The 18,079-nt window shown below is 74.3% G+C and carries 17 protein-coding genes; 7 read left to right on the forward strand and 10 right to left on the reverse strand.

Features of this window, described 5'->3' with window-relative positions:
• Nucleotides 1-671 (reverse strand): phosphatidylinositol phosphate synthase (gene pgsA / locus DMH08_RS31710; RefSeq protein ID WP_148108614.1); only part of this gene is annotated, 671 nt, incomplete at its 3' end.
• A gap of 378 nt (nt 672-1,049) precedes the next feature.
• Here pgsA and DMH08_RS31715 point away from each other — a divergent pair.
• Nucleotides 1,050-3,218: an elongation factor G-like protein EF-G2 gene (locus DMH08_RS31715; protein ID WP_125619661.1), complete on the forward strand. Its 2,169-nt coding sequence runs from the start codon at nt 1,050-1,052 to the stop codon at nt 3,216-3,218.
• A 95-nt stretch (nt 3,219-3,313) separates the two neighbouring features.
• On the opposite strand, the gene DMH08_RS31720 is transcribed toward DMH08_RS31715, so the two are convergent.
• A complete protein-coding gene (locus tag DMH08_RS31720) occupies nt 3,314-3,811 on the reverse strand; it encodes an HIT family protein (protein WP_051301138.1) in 498 nt (165 codons plus the stop codon).
• Between the two features lie 273 nt (nt 3,812-4,084).
• Between DMH08_RS31720 and DMH08_RS31725 the strand changes: the two genes are divergently transcribed.
• Entirely contained in the window at nt 4,085-4,390 is a 306-nt protein-coding gene (locus DMH08_RS31725) for an Asp23/Gls24 family envelope stress response protein (protein ID WP_064743700.1), read from the forward strand.
• Between the two features lie 22 nt (nt 4,391-4,412).
• Here DMH08_RS31725 and DMH08_RS31730 read toward each other — a convergent pair whose 3' ends face one another.
• Together DMH08_RS31730 and DMH08_RS31735 are read right to left on the reverse strand one after the other, a co-directional pair.
• Nucleotides 4,413-5,006 carry a hypothetical protein gene (locus DMH08_RS31730; RefSeq protein WP_125619663.1) on the reverse strand — a complete coding sequence of 198 codons (594 nt, stop codon included), beginning with the start codon at nt 5,004-5,006 and terminating at the stop codon, nt 4,413-4,415.
• An 82-nt stretch (nt 5,007-5,088) separates the two neighbouring features.
• Nucleotides 5,089-5,673 (reverse strand): TetR family transcriptional regulator, encoded by a 585-nt coding sequence (locus DMH08_RS31735; RefSeq protein WP_026404159.1) that lies wholly within the window; start codon nt 5,671-5,673, stop codon nt 5,089-5,091.
• A 95-nt stretch (nt 5,674-5,768) separates the two neighbouring features.
• Here DMH08_RS31735 and DMH08_RS31740 point away from each other — a divergent pair, with 95 nt between their 5' ends.
• The gene (locus DMH08_RS31740) at nt 5,769-6,908 is read left to right on the forward strand and encodes a hypothetical protein (RefSeq protein ID WP_125619665.1); all 1,140 of its coding nucleotides are present in this window, start codon (nt 5,769-5,771) and stop codon (nt 6,906-6,908) included.
• Between the two features lie 55 nt (nt 6,909-6,963).
• Here DMH08_RS31740 and thrS read toward each other — a convergent pair whose 3' ends face one another.
• The 3 genes from thrS to DMH08_RS31755 form a co-directional block, all read right to left on the reverse strand.
• Entirely contained in the window at nt 6,964-8,946 is a 1,983-nt protein-coding gene (gene thrS / locus DMH08_RS31745; RefSeq protein WP_125619667.1) for a threonine--tRNA ligase, read from the reverse strand.
• Between the two features lie 291 nt (nt 8,947-9,237).
• Complete coding sequence (locus DMH08_RS31750; protein WP_026404156.1) at nt 9,238-10,701, reverse strand: sugar porter family MFS transporter; 1,464 nt, start codon at nt 10,699-10,701, stop codon at nt 9,238-9,240.
• 81 nt (nt 10,702-10,782) lie between these two features.
• Nucleotides 10,783-11,415 carry a class I SAM-dependent methyltransferase gene (locus DMH08_RS31755; protein WP_026404155.1) on the reverse strand — a complete coding sequence of 211 codons (633 nt, stop codon included), beginning with the start codon at nt 11,413-11,415 and terminating at the stop codon, nt 10,783-10,785.
• A gap of 144 nt (nt 11,416-11,559) precedes the next feature.
• On the opposite strand from DMH08_RS31755, the gene DMH08_RS31760 reads away from it, so the two are divergent.
• Entirely contained in the window at nt 11,560-12,852 is a 1,293-nt protein-coding gene (locus tag DMH08_RS31760) for a sensor histidine kinase (RefSeq protein WP_064743698.1), read from the forward strand.
• 87 nt (nt 12,853-12,939) lie between these two features.
• Nucleotides 12,940-13,593, forward strand: a complete 654-nt coding sequence (locus DMH08_RS31765) for a response regulator transcription factor (protein ID WP_034519729.1) — start codon at nt 12,940-12,942, stop codon at nt 13,591-13,593.
• 10 nt (nt 13,594-13,603) lie between these two features.
• On the opposite strand, the gene DMH08_RS31770 is transcribed toward DMH08_RS31765, so the two are convergent.
• Both DMH08_RS31770 and DMH08_RS31775 read right to left on the reverse strand, forming a co-directional pair.
• Entirely contained in the window at nt 13,604-14,560 is a 957-nt protein-coding gene (locus tag DMH08_RS31770) for a quinone oxidoreductase family protein (protein ID WP_026404153.1), read from the reverse strand.
• 34 nt (nt 14,561-14,594) lie between these two features.
• Complete coding sequence (locus DMH08_RS31775) at nt 14,595-15,353, reverse strand: SDR family oxidoreductase (protein WP_026404152.1); 759 nt, start codon at nt 15,351-15,353, stop codon at nt 14,595-14,597.
• A 46-nt stretch (nt 15,354-15,399) separates the two neighbouring features.
• Between DMH08_RS31775 and DMH08_RS31780 the strand changes: the two genes are divergently transcribed.
• The gene (locus tag DMH08_RS31780; protein ID WP_026404151.1) at nt 15,400-16,623 is read left to right on the forward strand and encodes an acyl-CoA dehydrogenase family protein; all 1,224 of its coding nucleotides are present in this window, start codon (nt 15,400-15,402) and stop codon (nt 16,621-16,623) included.
• Between the two features lie 23 nt (nt 16,624-16,646).
• Nucleotides 16,647-17,312 carry a TetR/AcrR family transcriptional regulator gene (locus DMH08_RS31785; protein WP_125619669.1) on the forward strand — a complete coding sequence of 222 codons (666 nt, stop codon included), beginning with the start codon at nt 16,647-16,649 and terminating at the stop codon, nt 17,310-17,312.
• 21 nt (nt 17,313-17,333) lie between these two features.
• Here DMH08_RS31785 and DMH08_RS31790 read toward each other — a convergent pair.
• Nucleotides 17,334-18,079, reverse strand: a 746-nt coding sequence (locus tag DMH08_RS31790) for an ROK family protein (RefSeq protein WP_148108615.1), incomplete at its 5' end; no start/stop codon positions are given.

Consider the following 18,079-nt stretch of genomic DNA (forward strand, 5'->3'; position numbering starts at 1 on the left):
GTCCCGCCGGGCGGCGCGCCCGCGGCGCCCGGGGCGAGCGCGGCGGGCGCCCCCCCCGCCCGCGCGCGGGCGGGGCCGGCCCTCGCCCGGGCGCCCAAGGTCGCGAACCGCTGCCCGACCGTGACGGTGCTGAGCGCCGCGAGCGCCCACAGCGCGACGGCCAGGATGTAGGGGACGCCGAGGCCGGCGAAGCCGGCGGCGACGAGCGCGACGATGAGCCGCTCCGCGCGCTCGGCGATGCCCACGTTGCAGGTGTAGCCGAGCCCCTCGGCGCGGGCCTTGGCGTAGGAGACGACGACCCCGGACACCAGGCAGTAGAGCGCGGCGCCCGCGAGGACCTCCTGCCCGTCCCGGTACAGGCCGATCATCAGGCCGGAGAAGATCGCGGCGTCGGCGACCCGGTCCATCGTGGAGTCCAGGAACGCGCCGAAGCGGGAGATCTTCCCGGTGACGCGGGCGACCGCGCCGTCGAGCATGTCGAACAGCACGAAGGCGGTGATCACCATCGTGCCCCAGAAGAACTCGCCGCGCGGGAACAGCACGAGGGCGCCGGCGGCCACGCCGGCGGTGCCGATGATCGTGATGGCGTTGGGCGAGACCCCCGTCCGCGCGACCGCCTGCCCGATGGGCGTCAGGACTCGCCCGAGCGCGGGCCTCAGTTTGTTGAGCATCGCCGTCCGTTCTCGTGTGTCTGGTGAAGGCCCCCCGCGGGCTCCCGCAGCGCGCCCATCGTAGTGCGCCCCGGCGCGCTCCGTGTTCGTCCCGCTCCCGCCGGGACGTGCGTCCCGCACGGCCCTCGGGGCGGCCCCGGGCGACCGGTCCCCTCCGGTCCGTCGCGGTTCGCTCGCGACGGTTTCGCGTTGTTTGCCGTCCACCTCTTGTGATCCCGCGAATACCGGGAAAAGGTGTTGGCACGGGTGTGACGTCGGTCACGCCGAGGACGAGGCCGCCGCCGCACTCGGACGTCGGGGGCCGGGCCGCCGGGCCGGGCCCCACCGTACGCGGGCCTGCGCGCGAGATCCGCGCGGAGACCGTCCGAGGAGGTAGCCATGGCGGACAAGGGAGGCCACACCGGAGGCGCCGGCAGGGCACCGGAGGCCGGCGGGTGCGACAAGGTGCGCAACGTCGCGCTGGTCGGCCATTCCGGAGCGGGCAAGACGACGCTCGTCGAGGCGCTGCTCGCGGCCACCGGCACGATCCAGCGGCCCGGCCGGGTGGAGGACGGCACCACCGTCAGCGACTTCGACGAGGCCGAACTGCGGCGGCGGCGCTCGGTGAACCTCGCGCTCGCCCCGCTCGAGCACGCGGGCATCAAGATCAACCTGATCGACACGCCGGGATACGCCGACTTCGTCGGGGACCTGCGGGCCGGGCTGCGCGCCGCGGACGCCGCGCTGTTCGTGATCTCGGCGGTGGACGGCATCGACGGGCTCACCCGGATGCTGTGGGACGAGTGCGCGGCCGTGGGGATGCCCCGCGCGGTCGTCATCACCAAGATCGACCAGCAGCGCGGCGACTACGACGACACCGTCCTGGCCTGCCAGGACGCCTTCGGCGAGGGCGTCGCCCCGGTCTACTTCCCCACCGACGGGGACGGCGGCCCGACGGGCCTGATCGGGCTGCTGACGCAGCGCTGCCTGGACTACTCCACCGGGCGGCGCACCGAGTGCGAGCCCGACCCGCGCTACCTGGAGCAGATCGCCGAGCAGCGGGCCTCGCTGATCGAGGGGATCATCCAGGAGAGCGAGGACGAGACCCTCATGGACCGGTACGTGTCCGGTGAGGAGATCGACGTCAAAGCGCTGATCGAGGACCTGGAGACCGCGGTGGCGCGCGGCAGCTTCTACCCGGTGCTGGCGACGTCGGTGCCGCACGGCGACCACCCCGGCCCGGTGATCGGCATGCAGGAGCTGCTGGAGGTCGTCACCCAGGCGTTCCCGTCGCCGCTGGAGCACGGCATCCCGACGGTGACGCCGGTCGCGGGCGGTCCGCCGCGCGCGGTCGCCTGCGATCCGGAGGGGCCGCTGGTCGCCGAGGTCGTGAAGACGACGTCCGACCCGTACGTGGGCCGCGTCTCGCTCGTCCGGGTGTTCTCCGGGACGCTGCGGCCCGACACCCTCGTGCACGTGTCCGGGCACGGCCTCGAGGACCGCGGGCACGAGGACCACGACGTCGACGAGCGCGTCGGCGCCCTCACCTCGCCGCTCGGCAAGACCCAGCGGACGGTGTCGTCGTGCATGGCCGGGGACATCTGCGCGGTCGCCAAACTGAGCCGCGCGGAGACCGGCGACACGCTCTCCGACCCCGGCTCCCCCGTGGTCATGGCGCCGTGGTCGATGCCCGACCCGCTGCTGCCGGTCGCCGTCCGGGCGCACTCCAAGGCCGACGAGGACAAGCTCAGCCAGGCGCTCGGCCGGCTCGTCGCCGAGGACCCGACGCTGCGGCTGGAGAACAACTCCGAGACCCGCCAGCTCGTCCTGTGGTGCATGGGCGAGGCGCACGCCGAGGTGCTGATCGAGCGGCTGCACACCCGCTACGGCGTCGAGGTCGACCGGGCGGACCTGCGGGTGCCGCTGCGGGAGACGTTCGGCGGCTCCGCCGAGGGCCTCGGCCGGCACGTGAAGCAGAGCGGCGGGCACGGCCAGTACGGCATCTGCCGCATCGAGGTGGAGCCGCTGCCGTCCGGCGAGGGCTTCGAGTTCGTCGACCGGATCGTCGGCGGGGTGATCCCGCGCCAGTTCATCCCCTCGGTCGAGAAGGGCGTGCGGCACCAGATGGAGCGCGGCGTGTCCGCCGGGTACCCGATGGTCGACATCAAGGTCACCCTGCACGACGGCAAGGCGCACTCGGTCGACTCGTCCGACATGGCCTTCCAGGCGGCGGGCGCCCAGGCGCTCAAGGACGCCGCCGCGTCGGTGCCGATCCTGCTGCTCGAGCCGGTCGACGAGGTCGACGTGCTGATCGCCGACGAGCACGTCGGGACGGTCATGTCGGACCTGACCGCGCGGCGCGGCCGCGTCCTCGGCTCCCGCGCGATCCCCGGCGGCCGCACCGCGATCAAGGCGGAGGTGCCGCAGCTCGAGATCGTCCGGTACGCGATCGACCTGCGCTCGATGTCGCACGGCACCGGCACGTTCAGCCGCGCGTTCCTGCGCTACGAGCCGCTCCCGTCCCACCTGACCGAGAAGGTCGCCGCCGCGTCGCACGAGACCGGCTGACCCGGACGCCCGGCGGGGGCGCGGCGGCCGGGACCGGCGGCCCGCCGCCCGCCGCGGCGCGGGACGCCCGGCCCGCGCCCGTCAGTCCGCGCCCGTCAGTCCGCGCCCGGCCAGCAGTCGGCGATCATCCGGCGGGTGTCGCGCAGCAGCTGCGGCAGCACGTTGGTGTGCCCGACCACCGGCATGAAGTTCGTGTCGCCGCCCCAGCGCGGGACGACGTGCTGGTGCAGGTGCGCGGCGATGCCCGCGCCCGCGACCAGCCCGAGGTTCATCCCGACGTTGAAGCCCTGCGCGCCGCTCGCCTTGCGCAGCGCCGCCAGCGCGAGCCGGGTGAACTCGGCCAGCTCGACGTACTCCGCCTGCTCCAGCTCCCCGTAGTCGGCGACGTGCCGGTACGGGACGACCATGAGGTGCCCGGAGTTGTACGGGTACAGGTTGAGCACCGTGTACACGGTCTCGCCCCGGGACACGACGAGCCCCTCCTCGTCGGTCATCTTCGGGATCTCGCAGAAGGGGCAGCCGCCCTCCGAGCCCGTCCCCTTGATGTAGGCCATGCGGTGCGGAGTCCAGAGCCGCTGGAAGTTGTCGGGCATGCCCGCCCCGCCCCGCTCCTCTTCGAGGCGGGGGCTGCGCCGGTCACCGGGGTCCGCCCCGGACGGCTCTTCGCGCCCGTGCCGCTCCACGCGCTCCACGGGCTCCTCCGGCTCTGCGGTCAAGGCGGCGGTCTCCTTTTGTTCACGGCCTGACCAGCAGCATAGAGAGACGCCCCCGCGGGGCCGCAGCCGGGTTCGGGCGGGAGGCCCGGACGCGCGTCGCCGTGCGGGCGCGGGGACGCGCGTCCGGCGGCGGAGCAGGGCGGGACGGGCGTGGACGGGCGCATCGCGATCGAGGACGCGGTGGTCGCGCGGATCGCCGAGCTGGCCGCGCTGGACGTGCGCGGCGTCGTCGCGCTGGCCGCTCCGCACGGGGACGGCGAGGGCGGGGTGCGCGCGCGGGTGCGCGACGGCGCGGTGGCGCTCGACCTCGGCATCGTCGTCGCGTACGGCAGCGTGGTCAGGGACGTGGCGGGCGCCGTGCAGGAGAACGCGGCGCGGATGGCGGGACTGATGCTGGGGATGCGCGTCACGGCCGTCAACGTCTCGGTCGAGGACGTCCGCAGGCCGCCCGCCTGAGCGGGCGGTCGGGCCGCCCCGGTCAGGTCGCCGCGCGGGCGTAGCACGTCTGCATCGCCACGCCCACCGACACGGTGGTGATCTTGACGCGTTCGAGCCGCTGCGGGGAGACCCCTGCGAAGCGGAACGTGTGCGGGCTGCCGCCCCGGATCGTCGTCTGCTGCGACTGCGGGTCGGCGCCCTGCATCTGCAGTTCGGCCCGGACGGCGCCGCTGGACGCCACCGCGACCACGACGTCGACGCCGGTGCCGGTCGCGCGGTAGACGGCCGTCCCCTGCGGGCACCAGGACGCGCCGGTGCCGCCGCCCGCGTCGGGCATGGGCGGCCCGCCGTTCCCGGCCGTCCCGCCGGACGGGCCGGTCCCGCCGCCCGGCGTCCCGCCGGTGGTCGGCGCGGTCGCCCCGGGCGTCGCGATCGTCGCGGGCGGCGCGGTGTGCCGGGTGGGCGCGTTGGACGGCGGCACCGCGCCGGTCGCGGGCCCCCGGGCGCCCGCGGGGTCGGCGCCGCCGTCGTCCTCCAGCAGGGGGACGAGCAGCACCGCGACGGCCGCCGCGACGAGCAGGACCGCGCCGCCGTATCCGGCGACGCGTCCCCAGATCGACCGGCCGCTTCGCACCGGCCTCCCGGTCTTCATCCGCGTTAAGCCCTCTCTCCGCTCCCGCACGACGAGCGTGAAGGCTACCAATTCGGGCGGCCGCTCACGGCCCGTCCGGCGGCGGCGCCAGCAGGCGCCGGGTCAGCTCGGCCATTCCCCTCGCGACCTCGCCGGGCGCGTGCAGCGGCGCGACCGCGTGGCTGACCGTGAGCCGCATCAGCGACTCCACCAGCAGGTTCTTCGCCTCGTCCGGGATCGCGGGCCACACCGCGTCGGCGTAGGCGCGGAACGCCCCGACCAGCCGCCGCAGCAGCAGGTCGGTCCCCCGGGTCGCCAGGCCGAGCAGGTCGTCGTCGCGGGTGCGGCCCGCGCCGAGGACGGCGCGCAGCAGCGGCCGGCGGCCCGCCTCCGCGAGGGCGTGCAGGACGGCCGCCTCCACCGCCGCCGGGACGTCGTCCACGTGCCGTTCCATCCGCTCCTGGACACCGCCGACGAACCCGTCGAGCTCCCGCTCGACGAGCGCCCGCGCCAGTCCCAGCCGGGACCCGAACTCGTTGTAGGCGGTCTGCCTGCTGACGCCGGCCGCGCGGGCGACCGGGGCGATCCGCAGGTCCTCCCAGTCGCCGTCCGCCACGACCGCGCGGGCCGCGTCGAGCAGCCGCTCCCGCGGGAGACCACGTTGACGCATGCGGTGATTCTGTCCAGACCGGGGCACGCGCCGCACCCGCTTGTTGTCACGCGCGGGACAAGATCGGGACGCGCCGCCCGGCGCATCCTCGTGTCGTGAAGATCACACGAACCGCGCACGCGCCCGCCGTCCTCGCCGCCGCCCTGGCGATCACGCTCGCCGCACCCTCGGCCACCGCGCACGCCGACACCGGATGGAGCGAACGTCCGGCCCCGTTCGCCCTCGGCACCAGCGGCCTGAACACGATCGCGGCCGCCGCGCCCGATGCGGTCTGGGTCGGCGGATACCAATGGCGCCTCTCCTACACCTCCTACCCTTGCCCCGGGGTGTACTGCGCCACGCACGTCCACCAGAATCCCGTGCTGCAGAGCGGGAACGGCAGCTCGTGGTCATGGATCGGCACGCCCGGAATGCCGGGCTCGGGACAGATCTTGGAGGTGGACGCGGTCTCCGCCGCCGATGCGTGGGCCGCGGGGAGGCGGGACCGGCCCGACGGGTCCGGATGCGGAACCGCCTATGTCGCCCACGACGGCGGGAACGGATGGAGCGAGCTGCCGGCGCCGGACGGCCTCGCGTGCCTCGAGGACATCGACGGGGACGCGGCGGGCGCCTGGGTCGCGGGGCGGGCCGACACGGCGCACGACCGGGTGTCGGTGTACCGGTGGTCCGGGCAGGGGTGGGAGCCGCACGACCCCGGCTCCACCAGGATCGCGGACATCGAGGCGCGCGCCCACGACGACGTGTGGGCCGTGGGCACCGACTCCGAGTACGGCGACGAGGCGTTCGCGGCACACTACGACGGCTCCACGTGGCGGGACATGACGCCTCCGCGGCTCACGGGCGAGGGCTCCGCGCTCGAGGCCGTCCTCGCCCGCGCGGCCGACGACGTGTGGGTCACCGGCCGCGGCCGGGACGGCGGCGGCCCCGCCGAGGCCCGCTCCTACCACTGGAACGGGACCGCCTGGCGGGAGGTGCCGGTGCCGGAGGCGGACCGGTTCTCCCTCGGCGGACCGCTGGTCGAGGACGGAGCGGGCGGCCTGTACACGATCGCCGCGCCGCGGAGCACCGCGGACGAGGTCGGGCTGCTGCGCTACTCCGGCGGGGCCTGGGTCCGGGAACCGGTCGCGGCCGGCCCGGGCGGACGGCTGCTCGATCTCGCGCACGTGCCCGGCACGCGCACGGTGATGGCCGTGGGCGTCCGGGACGGCAAACCGCTCGTCCTCGCCAAGGACTGACCGGCCGGAACGTCCCGGGGGCCGCGGGCACGGCCGGCGCGCCCCCGGGACGGACTCAGATCTGCACGCGGGCCTCGACGGCCTTGGCGATCTCCTCGACCGCCTCGCCGATCGGCACGGCGTTCTTCTGCTCCCCGCTGCGGTAGCGGAACGACACCGCGTCCTTGGCGACGTCGTCGTCGCCCGCCAGCAGCATGTAGGGGATCTTCTGCTTCTGCGCGTTGCGGATCTTCTTCTGCATGCGGTCGGAGGAGGTGTCGACCTCCACCCGGATCCCCCGCTCGCGCAGCGCCCCGGCGACCTTCTCCAGGTGCGGGACGTGCGCGTCGCCGATCGGGATCCCGACGACCTGGACGGGCGCCAGCCACGGCGGCATCGCGCCCGCGTAGTGCTCGACGAGCACGCCCAGGAACCGCTCGATGGAGCCGAACAGCGCCCGGTGGATCATCACCGGCTGCCGGCGGGTGCCGTCGGACGCCTGGTACTCCAGCCCGAACCGCTTCGGCTGGTTGAAGTCGAGCTGGATGGTCGACAGCTGCCAGGTCCGGCCGATGGCGTCCTTGGCCTGCACCGAGATCTTCGGCCCGTAGAACGCCGCGCCGCCCGGGTCGTCGACCAGGTCGAGGCCGGACTCCCCGGCCGCCTGCCGCAGCGCCTCGGTGGCCTCCGCCCACTCGGCGTCCTCGCCGATGAACTTGTCGGAGTCGTCCTTGGTGGACAGCTCCAGGTAGAACTCCGAGAGACCGAAGTCGCGCAGCACGCTGAGCACGAAGTCCAGCAGCGACTTGATCTCGTCGCCCATCTCCTCCTTGGTGGTGTAGATGTGGGCGTCGTCCTGGGTCATGCCGCGCACGCGGGTGAGGCCGTGCACCACCCCGGACTTCTCGTACCGGTAGACCGAGCCGAACTCGCACAGGCGCAGCGGCAGCTCGCGGTAGGACCGTCCGCGCGACCGGAAGATGAGGTTGTGCATCGGGCAGTTCATCGGCTTGACCCGGTACTCGACCTCGTCCACCTCGAAGGGCGGGAACATGTCGTCGCCGTAGTACGGCAGGTGGCCGGAGATCTCGAACAGCGACGACTTGGTGATGTGCGGGGTGTTGACGAACTCGTAGCCCGCCTCGTGCTGCCGCCGCCGCATGTAGTCCTCCATCTCCTTGCGGATGATTCCGCCCTTGGGATGGAAGACGGGCAGCCCGCTGCCGAGCTCCGGCGGGAAGGAGAACAGGTCGAGTTCCGCGCCGAGCCTGCGGTGGTCGCGCTTCTCGGCCTCCTCGAGGAACTTCAGGTACTCGTCCTGCTTCTCGCGGGACTCCCACGCGGTGCCGTAGATGCGCTGGAGCTGCGGGTTCTTCTCGCTGCCGCGCCAGTAGGCGCCGCCGGAGCGCATCAGCTTGAACGCCGGGATGACGCGGGTGCTCGGCAGGTGCGGGCCGCGGCACAGGTCCTTCCAGCGCGGCTCGCCGGACTTGGCGTCGAGGTTGTCGTAGATGGTGAGCTCGCCCGCGCCGACCTCGACGGCCGCGCCCTCGGCCGCGCCCTCGGCGCCGCCGCCCTTGAGGCCGATCAGCTCGAGCTTGTAGGGCTCGGCGGCCAGCTCGGCGCGGGCGTCGTCGTCGGACACCGGGCGCCGGGCGAACCGCTGCCCCTGCTTGACGATCTCGCGCATCTTCTTCTCGATGCGCTTGAGGTCCTCGGGGGTGAACGGCTCGGCGACGTCGAAGTCGTAGTAGAAGCCGTTCTCGACGGGCGGGCCGATGCCGAGCTTCGCCTCGGGGAACAGCTCCTGGACGGCCTGCGCCATGACGTGCGCGGCGGAGTGCCGCATGATGGCGCGCCCGTCGTCGGAGCCGATCTCCACGGGCTCGACGCGGTCGCCGTCGCGCAGCTCGCCGGCGAGGTCGCGCAGCTCGCCGTTCACCCGCGCGGCGACGACGGTGCGGCCGTCGGCGTCGAGGGCCTGCCCGGCGGTCGAGCCGGCGGGTACCACCCGTTCGCTCCCGTCGAGGGTGATGCGCAGCTCAGACACGGTGGACACGGATACTCCTCGCGATGGCGGTTCGGGATCGGCGGGTTCCGATGCTATCGAGTCGGGAACTCCGCCGGACGCATCCCGCCCCTTCGGCTCGTCCATTCGCCTGCCTCCTTCGTCCGGGGGCGGGCTCCGGCGCGATCCCGGAAAGCGGTGAGGCCCCGGGATCGCTCCCGGGGCCTCACCGCGTGCAATGTCAGGACATGCGGCCGTGGCGCCGGGGGTGACCCGGCGTCGTCGTCTCGAAGACGTTCCCGCTCACGGCTCGCATGCCTCCAGGGTATCGGACGGGGGCGCTCACGCGCGGGCCCGCATGGTGAGCTTGTCCATGTCCTCCAGCTCCCGGCCCTTGGTCTCCGGGACGACCCGCCACGTGAACAGGAACGCGAGGGCGGCGAACAGCGTGTACAGGCCGTACGCGAGGACGAGCGACACGCTCGACAGCTCGGGGAACGTCGTCGTGATGATCCAGTTCGCGATCCACTGCGACGCGGTCGCGACGGCGAGGGCGGCCGCGCGGATGAAGTTGTTGAACATCTCGCCGAGCATCACCCACACGACCGGGCCCCACGTCGCGGCGAACGAGGCGACGAACACGTTGGCGGCGACCAGCGCGATCGGGCCGGCGACGTCGCCCAGCGCGGGCTCCCCGTCCACCACGGTCGCGGTGGAGAAGCAGACGGCCAGCGTGCCGAGCGACAGCGTCATCCCGGCGGCGCCGCCCAGCAGCAGCGGCCGCCGCCCGACCCGGTCGATCAGCGCGATCGCCACCAGCGTGAACAGCACGTTGACCACCGAGTTGATCACCGAGGTGAACATGGCGTCGCTCTCGTTGTAGCCGACGGCCTGCCACAGCGACGACGAGTAGTAGAAGATCACGTTGATGCCGACGAACTGCTGGAACACCGACAGCAGGATGCCGACCCACACGACCGCCAGCAGCCCGAACGTGCGCCCGCGCAGGTCCCGCAGGCGCACCGGCCGGTCGGCGCTGATCGACCGGGCGATCTGCCGGATCTTGGCGTCCACCTCGCTCGGCCTCATCAGCTTCGCCAGGACGTCCCGGGCCCGCGCCGTCTCGTGCCGCTTCACCAGGTACCGCGGCGACTCCGGGATGGTCGTCGCGATCACCCCGTAGACGACGGCGGGCACGATCGCGCTGGCGAACATCCACCGCCAGGCCGTCCCGCCCCACGGGAAGTCGCCGCTCGCGCCGCCGTCGGAGACCTCCGCGATGACGTAGTCGACGACCAGCGCGGCGAAGATGCCGAGGACGATCGCCATCTGCTGGAGCGAGCCGAGCCGGCCGCGCAGCTCGGCGGGCGCGATCTCGGCGATGTAGGCGGGGGCGATGACCGACGCCGCGCCGATCGCGAGGCCGCCGACGACCCGCCAGAACGTCAGGTCGGCCGCGCTGAACGCCAGCGCGGAGCCGAGCGAGCTGACCACGAACAGGACGGCGGCGATCAGCATGACGCGGACGCGGCCGAGCCGGTCGGCGAGCGGGCCCGCGAACCAGGCGCCGACGGCGCAGCCGAGCAGCGCCGACGACACCACGAAGCCGACCGAGAAGTCGCTGAGGCCGAACTCGTCCTCGATCGCGCCGACCGCGCCGTTGATCACCGAGGAGTCGTAGCCGAACAGGAAGCCGCCGAGGGCCGCGGCGCCCGCGAGGAGCGCGGCGGTCGCGGCCGAGTGGGAGGGGGCGTGGCCGGGCGGCGACTCCTCCGGAGCCGGGCCGTCGCTGTCCGATGCGGTCATGCCCGGCGATCTTCCCGGGAGCGCCGACCTTATGCGGGACGCCGTCCGGGAGCGGGCGCGCGCGTCGTGGGCGCGGCCTCCTCAGTCCCGGACGGCCACGCCCAGGACGTGCGGAGACGCCGGATTGGGCGGACCGGAGTCGGGGAACGCGAACCGGCGCTCGGCGCGGACGGTGAAGCCGAGGCGCGGGATGAGCGCGTCGGTGGGCCGGGCCAGCCGGCAGCCCCCCGCCAGGAACGGCCACACCAGGTCGGCGCACCGCTGGAAACGCACCTGGCGCGGCGTGCTCCCCCGGACGTGCTCGTAGTAGCGCAGCTCGCCGCCCGGTTTCAGGACCCGCCTGATCTCGGCGAGCGCGCGCAGCGGGTCGCGCACCGAGCACAGCACCAGCGACACCACGACGACGTCGAACGAGGCGGCGTCCAGCCCGAGGTCCTCGGCGCGTCCGGGGCGCACCGAGACGGGGACGGGCGCGCGGGCGGCCGCGGCGATCGCGCCGCGGCGCAGCCGCGGCTCCGGCTCCACCGCGACGACCTCGGTGACCTCCGGCGGGTAGTGCGGGAAGTTGGCCCCGTGGCCGGCGCCGACCTCCAGGACGCGTCCGGACGCGCCGGCGAGCAGCTCCGCGCGGTGCGCGTCCACGCCCGCCTTCGCGGACGCGGCGGCGATCCGCGGGTAGAGCCGGGCGAAGATCGGATGCCTCAGGTCCGTCATGTCCGCAGTGTCCGTCCGCCGGCGATCATGCGCAAGATCGCGTCACCGTGCCGGGCGGCCCCGCCCGATACCCGGGGGCCGGTCCGGATCTCCCTCCACAGGTGCAGGCGTGCCCGTTCCCGCACGTCCTAGGCTTCCTACCTAATGAACGAGACGGACCATTTCGACGCGGGGCGGCCGCGGCTGACGGCCGGCGTGCGCTCCGCCGTGCTGCCGGGCGGGGACGAGCCGGGCGTCACGCTCCTGCCCGCGCACCCCGCGCTGCGCTACCCCCTGCTGGCGTTCCTGCTCGCCCTGACGATCGGGTTCACCGCCGGGTCGATCGCCATCTCCATCGTCGCGGACGGCATGGACCCCGGTGTCGCCTGGCCGCTCGGCGTCCTGCAGGCGGCGCCGCTGATCTTCGCGGCGCGCTGGCCGCTGCGGGCGTGGCGGACGGCCGCGGCGGGGATGCTGCTGATCGTCTTGGTCCGGCCCGGCGACGCGTTCATGCCGTGGCCGGTCACGGCCATCCTGGCGATGGTGGTGATCCTGTTCTTCGTCGGCGTCGGCTGCGACCGGGAGACGACCGTCGGCGTGGGGGCGGTCACGATCGCGGGGGTGTTCGCGCCGGCGGTGCTGTTCGGGACGCCCGGCTGGTTCGGCACGATCCTCGCCGGGCTCGCGGCGCTGGCGCTGACGTTCGGCGACGCGGTCGGCGGCCGGCACTCGGCGATGGCGGAGCTGCGCCGCCGCGAGGAGCAGCACCGCGAGGACCTCGCCCGGCAGGCGGTGCTGGAGGAGCGGGCCCGGATCGCTCGGGAGCTGCACGACGTGGTGGCGCACCACATGTCGGTGATCGCGATGCAGGCGGAGGCGGCCCCGTACAAGATCCCCGAGCTGCCGGACGCGGCGCGGCAGACGTTCGGCGTCGTGCGCGACGCGGCGCGCGAGGCGCTGACCGAGACGCGGCGGGTGGTGGGGCTGCTGCGCTCCGACGACGAGGGCGCCGAGCGCGCCCCGCAGCCGGGGCTGGCGCTGCTGGACGACCTGGTCTCCACGGCGCGCCGGGCGGGGCTGTCGGTGGCCACCGTGGTCACCGGGATGCCGCGGCCGCTCAACGCGGGCGTGGACCTGTCGGCGTACCGGATCGTCCAGGAGTCGCTCAGCAACGCCGCCCGGTACGCGCCGGGCTCGCGGGTGCACATCGAGGTGCGGTACGGACCGGAGTCGCTGCGGGTCACGGTGACCGACGACGGCGCCCGCAGCACGCCCGCGGAGTCGCACGGCGGCGGCCACGGCCTGGTCGGGATGCGCGAGCGGGCGATGATGCTGGGCGGCGGCCTGGAGGCGGGCCCGCTCGAGCGCGGGGAGGCCGGCGAGCGGGCCGCGGAGGGCGGGGACGGCCCGGAGGGGTGGCGGGTCGCCGCGGAACTTCCGTACGGGGACAACGACTGATCTTCCATGATCGATCCACGGCCGGGTGCCTTGACGCCGTAAGGTGGCGACGTGACGATTCGGGTGCTGATCGCCGACGACCAGGTGATGATCCGCGACGGGCTCGCGGCGCTGCTGTCCTCCGATCCGGGCATCGAGGTGGTCGGGCAGGCGGGGAACGGCCGCGAGGCCGTGGAGATGGCCCGCGAACTCGATCCCGACGTGATCGTGATGGACATCCGGATGCCGGAGATGGACGGGCTGGCCGCCACCGCGGAGCTCGTCGGCACGCCGCTCGGCGACGCGAACGGGGACGCCGACCCGGCGGGCGCGCGGCCGAAGGTGCTCGTCCTCACCACCTTCGACCTGGACGAGTACGTGTACGAGGCGCTCGGGTCGGGCGCGAGCGGGTTCCTGCTGAAGGACGCGTCGGCGGCCGACCTCGTGAACGGGGTGCGGGTCGTGGCGGCGGGCGACGCGCTGCTGGCGCCGTCCATCACCCGGCGGCTGATCGGCGACTTCGCGCGGCGCCGCCGGCACCAGCGGCCGAGCCCGCAGGCCACGGCCGGGCTGACGCCCCGGGAGCGGGACGTGCTGCGGCTCATGGCCCGCGGGCTGTCGAACGCGGAGATCGCGGCGGAGCTGGTGCTCGCCGAGCAGACCGTGAAGACGCACGTCGGGCACGTCCTGACGAAGCTGGGGCTGCGCGACCGCACGCAGGCCGTCGTCTACGCGTACGAGAACGGCCTGGTCGGCGGCTAGCCGGGCGTCCTCAGCGGGACGGGTCGAGGACGAGCTTGCCGGTGGTGCGGCGGGCGCGCAGGTCCTCGTGGGCGCGGCGGACCTCGGTGAGGCCGTACTCGCCGCCGCCGACCACCCGGAGCCGGCCGTCCGCGACGAGGCCGAACAGCTCGGTGAGGGCGGTGCGCATGACGTCGCCGGGCAGCCGGAAGACGTGCGCGAGCCACATGCCGGAGATCGTCGTGGAGTGCGACATCAGCGCGGCGGGCCGCACCGGGCTCGGCTCCTTGCGGGACGCCATGCCGTAGAACGCGAGGCGGCCGAACGGGGCGAGGGCCTTCATGCTCTCGTCGGTGACGGTGCCGCCGGTCATCTCCAGGACGGTGTCGACGCGGCGGCCGCCGTTGGCCTCGATGAGCGCGTCCTTCATGTTCGGCTCGTTCGCGTCGACGGCGACGTCGGCGCCCAGTTCGAGGGCGAGCGCGCGCTTCTCCTCCGACGAGGCGGTGGCGATGACGCGGCCCGCGCCCCACGCCTTGGCGAGCTGCACGGCGAGGGTGCCGACACCGCCCGCGGCGGCGTGCACGACGACGGACTCGCCGGGCGCCAGGTGGACGTTGCGGCGCAGCAGCACCCACGCGGACGCGCCCTGCACGATCATGCCGAGGGCAGTGGTGTCGTCGACGGCGTCGGGGACGTCCCAGGCGAGCGACTCGGGCGCGACGGCCTTCTCGGCGTAGCCGCCGGTGCCGACGAGCGCGACGACGCGGCGCCCGTCCGGGGTGGTGCCGACGACCTCGCCGCCGGGCACCATCGGCAGGGCGGACTCGGCGAGGTAGCTGTTCTCGGCCTGGTGGGTGTCGGCGTAGTTGATCCCGGCGCGGGCGACGTCGATGAGCAGGTGCCCGGGCCCGGCGACCGGGTCGGGAAGCTCGGTGACGGTCAGCACTTCGGGACCGCCGAACTCGGTGATCTGGACGGCGCGCATGGTTCTCGGTGTCTCCTTCTGCTCGGCGGGCGGGTCAGCGGGGGCCGGGGACGCCGCGGAAGCGGAACGGCTCGGACGGCCGTCCGGGGACGACGTACCACGCCTCGCCCGCGCCGTCCCCGGCGAGGATGGACATGAACGCCTCGACGACGTCGGCGACCTCCAGGATCGGGAAGCCGGTCTCGTTCAGATGCCCGCGGATGCCCTCGAGGATGTCGGTGTCGGCGAAGGACGGGCACAGCGCGTTCACGCGGATGCCCTCGGGCAGGTAGGTCGGGCCGAGCGCGCGGACGAGGCCGACGACGGCGGCCTTGTTGGCGCCGTACACCGGGTCGAACGGGGTCGCGGTGAGCCCGGCCATGCTGGCGGTGGCGACGATGTCGCCGCCGCCGCGGGCGCGCAGCGCGGGCAGGGCGGCGTGCGCGCCGTACACGACGCCGTCGAGGTTGATGCTCATGGCGCGGCGGTAGGCCGCGGGGTCGAAGTCGTCGCCGACGCCGCCTCCCCCGGCGACGCCCGCGTTGAGGAACGCGACGTCCAGCCCGCCGAACCGGTCGACGGCGGCGGCGACGGCGGCCTCGCTGTCGGCGGGCTCGCGCACGTCGCAGCGGACGAACGCGCCGCCGATCTCGTCGGCGAGGGCGGCGCCGCCCCGCTCGTCCACGTCGGCGACGACGATCCGGGCGCCCCCGGCGGCGAGCCGGCGGGCGACCGCGGCCCCGATGCCGTTGGCGCCGCCGGTGATCAGCGCGACCTTGCCCGTGCCGTCGAAGCCGCTGCCGTCGACTCCCATGGGGACTCCCCTCCAAAGTAACTGACTCGTCAGTTACTCTAGCGGAATGGACTTCGGTTTGAGCGAGCGGGCGCAGGACCACCTCGGGCGCCTCCAGGACTTCATGGACTCCCACGTCTACCCGGCCGAGCCGGTGTACGCCGAGCAGCGGCGCGAGCTGCGCGCCGCGGGCCGCGAGCACCACGTGCCGCAGGTCGTCGAGGACCTCAAGGTCGAGGCGCGGAAGCGCGGCCTGTGGAACCTGTTCCTGCCCGACGCCGACGACCCGGCGCACGGGCTGTCCGTCACCGACTACGCGTCGCTGGCCGAGGTGACGGGCCGCTCCCCCAACCTCGCCCCGGAGGCCACCAACTGCGCGGCCCCCGACACCGGCAACATGGAGGTCCTGCACCTGTTCGGCACGCCCGAGCAGAAGGAGCGGTGGCTGGCGCCGCTGCTGAACGGCGAGATCCGCAGCGCGTTCGCGATGACCGAGCCGGACGTCGCCAGCTCCGACGCCCGCAACATCTCGACCCGGATCGAGCGGGACGGCGACCACTACGTGATCAACGGGCGCAAGTGGTGGATCAGCGGCTCCGCCGACCCGCGCTGCAAGATCATGATCGTGATGGGCAAGACGGACCCGGACGGCCACCCGTACCGGCAGCAGTCGATGGTGCTGGTGCCGGTCGACGCCCCGGGCGTCGAGATCGTCCGGCCGCTGCCCGTGTTCGGCTACCAGGACCAGCACGGCCACTGCGAGATCCGGCTGACCGACGTGCGGGTCCCGGTGGAGAACCTGATCGGCGAGGAGGGCGGCGGTTTCGCCATCGCGCAGGCGCGCCTCGGCCCCGGCCGCATCCACCACTGCATGCGCGCGATCGGGATGGCCGAGCGGGCGCTGGAGCTGATGTGCGAGCGCGCGGTGTCGCGGGAGGCGTTCGGCGGCCCGCTCGCCAAGCAGGGCGTCGTCCGGCAGCAGATCGCCGAGTCGCGGATGGCGATCGAGCAGGCGCGCCTGCTCACCCTGAAGACGGCCTGGATGATCGACGAGCACGGGGTGCAGGCCGCCCGGTCGGAGGTCGCGGCGATCAAGGTGATCGCGCCGCGCGTCGCGCTGGAGGTCGTGGACCGCGCCATCCAGGTGCACGGCGGCGCGGGCGTCAGCGACGACACCCCGCTGGCCGCGATGTGGGCGGGCCTGCGGACGCTGCGCCTCGCCGACGGGCCCGACGAGGTGCACGTCCGGTCCGTGGCGCGGGCCGAGCTGGGCAAGTACCTCGGCGAGTGAACGATCGGCGGACGAGCGAGTAGATGAGCGGATCGACGGGGGACGCGGCGCCGGGCGTGCGGCGGCGGATGCCGTACGCCCGGCGGCGCGAGCAGCTGCTGCAGGTGGCGCTGGCCGAGTTCGGCCGCCGCGGCTACCACCTGACGCAGATGGAGCACGTGGCGGCGGCGGCGCAGGTGTCCAAGGCGCTGCTGTACCAGCACTTCGCGTCCAAGGAGGAGCTGTTCGTCGAGGTGACCGAGGCGATCGTCGCCGAGCTCACCGGGCGGCTGAACGCGGCGGTGCTCGCCGAGCACGACTCGCGGGAGGGCATCCGGGCGATGATCCGGGTGCTGTTCGACTACGCCACCGAGGAGCCGGACGCGTGGGCGCTGGTCATCCGGCACCTGGACAAGCCCGAGGTGGGGCCGGAGCTGCGGGAGCTGCGCGACCGGCTCGGCACCGCGTTCGCGGACCTGCTGCTGCGGCGGCGGCGCGCCGACCCGAAGCTGTCGCCCGCCGCCCTCGCGGTGAACGAGCACCGGGCGCGGCTGCTCGTCCCGCTGATGTACGGGTCGATGCTGTCGATGGTGTCGTGGTGGCTGGAGCATCCGGACACGCCCCGGGAGCGGGCCGAGCAGATGGCGGTGGAGTTCATCTGGCTCGGCCTGGACCGGCTGCGCACGGGCGAGCGGCTGCCCAAGGGCTGACGGCGGCCGGGAGCGGGCGGGTCAGCGGGCCGCCGGCGTCGGCCCCGCGGCCCACCGGTCCTGACCGGGCGGCGCCGCGCGGCCGAAGACGGCGTCGCGGGCGGCGTCGAGGGCGGTCAGCACCGCGCCGCGCAGGATCGGGTCGCCCTCGACGACCGCGGCCCGGACTTCGGTGGCGGCCGGGGAGAGCCCGCCGAGCCGTTCCGCGACCAGGGCGGCCAGTGCGTCGCCGCCCGCACGGCCGAAGGCGCCGCCGAGCACGACGAGTCCCGGGTCGAGGACGGCGACGAGCGCGAACACCCCTTGGGCGATCCGGTCCGCGACGGTGGCCGGCGGGAGGCCGCGGACGGCGGGCGTCTCCAGCAGGCCGCAGAAGTCGGTCGCGCCGAACTTGAGCAGCCCGACCTCGCCCGCTCCGCCGGACGCGCCGCGCCGCAGCCGCCCGTCGAGGACGATCCCGGCGCCGATCCCGTCGTCCAGCCAGAGCAGCGCGAAGTCGGCGCGGCCCGCCGCCGCGCCGGCGCGGTGCTCGGCGATCGTGGCGAGCTTGACCTCGTTCTCCAGGATCACCCGGGCGCCGGTGCGGGCCGCCAGCGCGTCGCCGAGGTCGGCGCGCCCGCCGGGGACGCCGCTGGCGGTGACGAGGCCGGTGCGCGGCCGGACGAGCCCGGGGGTGCCGAGCACGATCGTGTGGGCGCCGAGGCCGGGCCCGGCCTCGGCGAGGGCCTCGGCGATCACCCCGTCGATGAAGGCGGGCAGGTCGGGGG

Source organism: Actinomadura sp. WAC 06369 (assembly GCF_003947565.1).
Taxonomy (GTDB): domain Bacteria; phylum Actinomycetota; class Actinomycetes; order Streptosporangiales; family Streptosporangiaceae; genus Spirillospora; species Spirillospora rifamycini.